The 4792-nt window shown below is 39.4% G+C and carries 1 protein-coding gene and 1 pseudogene; both read right to left on the minus strand.

Going from position 1 to position 4792, the window contains the following annotated elements; all coding sequences use genetic code 11:
- Positions 1–4196 (minus strand): hemagglutinin repeat-containing protein (locus HMPREF1052_RS00015; protein WP_005758262.1); only part of this gene is annotated, 4196 nt, incomplete at its 3' end.
- Positions 4153–4792, minus strand: a pseudogene (locus HMPREF1052_RS10900) (filamentous hemagglutinin N-terminal domain-containing protein); the annotation flags it as partial. The gene HMPREF1052_RS00015 and the pseudogene HMPREF1052_RS10900, both read right to left, overlap by 44 nt.

The raw sequence follows: 4792 nt of genomic DNA on the forward strand, positions 1-4792 counted from the left end.
CTGATTTGGTTGCCTTTCACTTGGCTTCCTTTAATGGCGGTATCCGCCATGCTTTCAATTATGGTTTGGCTATTTTGGCTACCCACTTGACTGGCTACCCATGCTTGGCTTTCGCCATTGCCATAGCCTTTTGCCACATTGCCACTGGCTGTAACTCCAGCCAATACATGATTACCAAATTGAATCACCACCCCCACATTAAATCCGCTGGATTTATTATTACTGCGTTCTAAGTGGTTTTCATCTGCGGCTTCAATATTGATGTTGCCATCCGCTTTTAAGTGGGTACCACCTAAGCCTACAACATCTGACCCCGTAATAGAGAGGGTAGCGTCTTTGCCAGCACCTTGGGTTTGGATATTCACCTTACCGCCAGCATTGATTTGGCTTTTCTCTGCAAGATTGCCCTCACTATGTTGGGTTTGAACCGATTTTTGTTGCCCGTAAGCGACGCGTACACCAACCGCTCCGCCTGTTACAGACCCCTTTGAAACCGCATCGGCAACATTACTCAGATTATCCACCGCATTCATGGCTTCAAAGCCCACATTCGCCGCCGCCATTGCGTTAATGCGATTATTCTTACTTTCACCAACCATTTTTACTGATTTTGTGACAGAATCCACCGCTTGTATCGCATTCGCCACTGCACCAGTAAGGGCTAAAGAGAAGCCTTTTTGCTCCATTTGGTATTTGTAGTGACTTTTATAATCCGAACGTACCGCAGAGATATTTGCTGATTTTGCACTGATATTGATATCCGTGTTTTTTGAAGTGACAATACTACCTGTTTGTCGATATTCTCCTGCGGTGTGGATATCGGTATTCCCTGATAAACTTCCTACTTGGCTAGCAACCGCACTTTGCTGCATTTGGTCTTGCTCAATTTGCTCTTTTTTAGAACCCACGGTAAAACCAATGCCACCGCCCCCCATTAAGCCACTTTTACTTTCAATATGTTCATTTTCTTCATAGTGGCTATTTTGAGCAGCAGTGATGTTTACTCCTTGTTTTCCAGTGATACTTAATTGTTTATCCGCAACTACTGAAGAACCATTAATATCTACTTTTCCTTTCTCGGAAGCGAGAGGGACATGTTTACCATCGACCTCACTGGCAACAGCTTCAGTGTTGTCATGATAATGACCTCGAATTTCACTGCTTTTACTCACCATATCATGATTACTGGTTTTTGAATGAGTAGCTAAGGTTTCTGATTTTGTACCTGATTCGATACGAACATCGCCTTTTGCACCAATCATGGTTTTACCAGTCTGGCTACTCACCGAGGCTTGACGCAAGGTGGTGTTGTTTTGCCCTATGAGCATGACTGTATCTTGACCAACTAAGTGACTACCGACTTCATATTGCTGGTCTAAGCGGTAGTAGTTATCGCTATCGGTGTTATTATGCTCTTTGTTGTTGAGCTTAAGTGTGGTGATTTGTAGATGATTTCCTGCACTTACAGTGAGAGCACCTTGGCTTTCTATATCGGCAGCTTTAATGGTTAAATCTCCATCACTATGTAAATTTAAATGTCCATTTTGCCCCGTTACTTTCACACTTGCTTTTTGGTCTAAGACAGTGCGAGCAAAATTCCCCGCTTTATTCTCGGCAGAAGAGAGGGTACTTTGAATGTCTAGTTTTTTACCAGCATAAAGGGATAAATCTTTTACCGCTTCAATTTTACCCCCTAAATTAATGAGATTCTGCTTAGCGGATAAATCGACACTTTCGCCTAAAATCATACCTTGGTTTTTAAGTTGGTTAGCGTGAATAAGGGTTAAATCTCGTCCTGCAATTACGCCACTGTTTTCTAAGTTATCTACTGCCCCGATAATCTTATTCGCTGAAATTACTGCCCCTTGAGCACTAATATTGCTATTTCTAGCTACTAAATAAACTTGAGGCACCAACACTGTTAAATGGCGACCATCTGTTAAGGTGACGTCTTTATTGACTAACCACACCATATCAGTGGTGAGCTCTGACATTTGTTTAGCGGTTAAGCCTACTCCTAGGGCAAGATTAAACTGTTTAGCGTATTTCACGCCACTGTTCATTAAGGCTTGATATTGGGCTAAATCATCATGATAACCTTCAAGATAACGCCGTCCTGTGAGTTGATGAATTTGTTCGTTGATTAACCGTTGCTCATAAAAACCATCACCTAAACGTTTATGTACATTTTCGTGATTATGTCGTAGTTGTTTAAACATATAATCTGAACTCAACCATTGTTTAGGGTCGGTAAATCGAGTATCAGTTTCAACTAAATAACCATGAGGAGCATCAGGATTGATTTTATAAAGGCTAGCTTGTGGAAGAGGAACCGTCTCAATAGGTGATTTATTCACATGAGGCAGATCTAAATTTTCGACTTGAATTGTTTTAGGGTCAGCTTTCTTGGCTATTTCAGCTTCGCTTGAAATAGGGCGTCCAATCTGATTTAACACTAAACTAAAACCAAAGGTCTCAACGGGTAAAGTGCGGTTAAAATTTTCATTAATATTTTCGGTGTAATGTGCCCAAACTTTTTTTGTTCCTTTATGCTTTCTTTTTGACACTAAGGTTGAGGTTTTGCCTTCGTCAAGACGATGGATTTCTCCAATTAAATCAATATTCTCAAGATGTGTACCTTTGCTACTTAAATCACTATTATTAAGATTATGTTTGATTACTCGATCGCCTAATAACAATTTTTCTCCGATCAATAATTTTGACGCATAATTGAGCAAATGTTCTCCAGCCAGGGATAAATTTCCACCGAAGGCAATTTTAGCTGGGTCTTGGTGAACTAATGTAGTGGTATGCGTAGTTCGAGTATAAAATTTTTGGAACCAAGTAGGGGAGCCTACAGAAGTGCCATTATCAAAGCGAAAATAGGCATTACGGTCATGACGGTTATTATTATTCCAATCTAACCAGCCTTGTGCATTTACGCCGTCTCGTCCTAAATAAACATCACTGCTATCTTCTGGACTATATTCTTTAAAATATTGTTTGTCGGTTTTGATGCCTGTTTTAATATAAAGGTCGTGATTTTTTAATCTTGTCGTATTTATTCCGCCATCGCCCAAGGCTTCAATAGTCGCACTGCCATTATCCACAAGAGTCGCTTTACCGATTGCTTGATAATTGCTATCTAACGCTCCTCCAATAAATAATTTATCTAAACTTAAAATCAAAGCATGATCTCGATTGGTTAAGGAACTCACACCAAAATCTAAGCGTTTTCTGGCAGCAATAGTTGCTGATTGGGTTTCATCCTTTTGTTTTTCAGCAAGGTTTTCCAGTTTATTTGCCTTTAGTGCTAAATGATTGCCATAGATACGTCCTGTGGCAATATTGGTAATATCTGTACCAGTGATACGAGTTTCATTACCATCAATTAAACCTCTATTAGTTAACTGCTTTACAGATAAAGTAGTTTCATTTGCAGAAAGCTCAGCATGTGCATTATTGACAAGATGATTTGCCAAAATAGTCATTTTATTGCCAACACGTTGTTCGGCATGATTATTAAAATCTCCTTGGGTTGTCAAGCTAAGGTTATTACCAACTTCAAATGCTTGATGTAAAGTTAAGCTGTCTTTGAGATCGAGGGTTAAATTACCCAGGGTTCTAATTAACCCTTCTGATAGTAATCCTTTCGCTTGTAAATCAATAGCATGATGCGCTTGTATCACTCCCTTTTGGTTATTTATCATTAAATCATGGGGATTTTTTATCTGTATCTTATTGAGGGCAACGATTTCACCTTGTTGATTGCTAAGAAGATGAGCAGCATTAATATTTACCTGTTCTGTACTATAAATACCACCTTGCTGATTATTTAAGGTGTTCGCCTCAAAGGTTAAATCTGCTCCTTGAATACCTTGTATCGGTTGATTTCCTTTCGCCTTGGTGCCTTGATTATCTAAATGGTCGACCTGTAAGGTGAGCGAGTTGCCATAAATCAATGAGCCAGTTTCAGAGATGGCATTATTATTAATCTTATTCGCATGAATATGTCCTGTTTGGCTACGGATATAACCTGCTTGGTTATCCAATAAATGTGTCGTGAGAGCAAGCTGTGAGCGAGCTTGAATTTCACCACCATGATTAATTAATTTTTGTGATAAAAGAGAAAGATTTTCGGCATTTAACTGGCTATGTTGAGTATCTAATGTTGTTGGTGTTGTTAGAGAGAGCATTATCCGCTATTAATGTTGCGTGATTTGCTTGTATTTGATCTTTTGTCGTTTTAATCTCAATCCCATGAGCTGAAGTATGACTTTGGCTGACATTAACCTCACTAGCTGATATTGTGATGCCTCCAGAGGCGATATTTTTGCCTTGTGCAGTGGTCTTTCTTGAGCTAGTTAGTTGAATGGATTTGCCTTTAGCTGATTTTGTCTCTAACTGACGAGTTTCACCCTGTGCATCATCTGTCACATTAACCCCTGCGGCAATCAATGAGCTTTCAGTTGCGTGAATTGTTGGAGCTGTATAGTTAACATTGCCTTTTGCTAGCGTTTCACCACTTTGTTGAATATGACTATCTGCTTTTTTATCAATATTGCCACCACGAGCGACAATAGAACCTCGGTTTTCAATTTTTGCTTTGGAACGAAGCTGAATATTTCCTTGTTTATTTTCAATTTTACCTTGGTTATTAATATCTTGTGTTGCCGTTAAGTTCATGGCTTTTTCGGCATTTAATATTCCAGTATTAACAATTCGCCCTTGGCTATCTATTTGAAAAGTATCAAAACTCGCCCCAATATGCCCCGCATTACGTACTCCAATT

The sequence above is a fragment of the Pasteurella bettyae CCUG 2042 genome (assembly GCF_000262245.1).
Lineage (GTDB): Bacteria > Pseudomonadota > Gammaproteobacteria > Enterobacterales > Pasteurellaceae > Basfia > Basfia bettyae.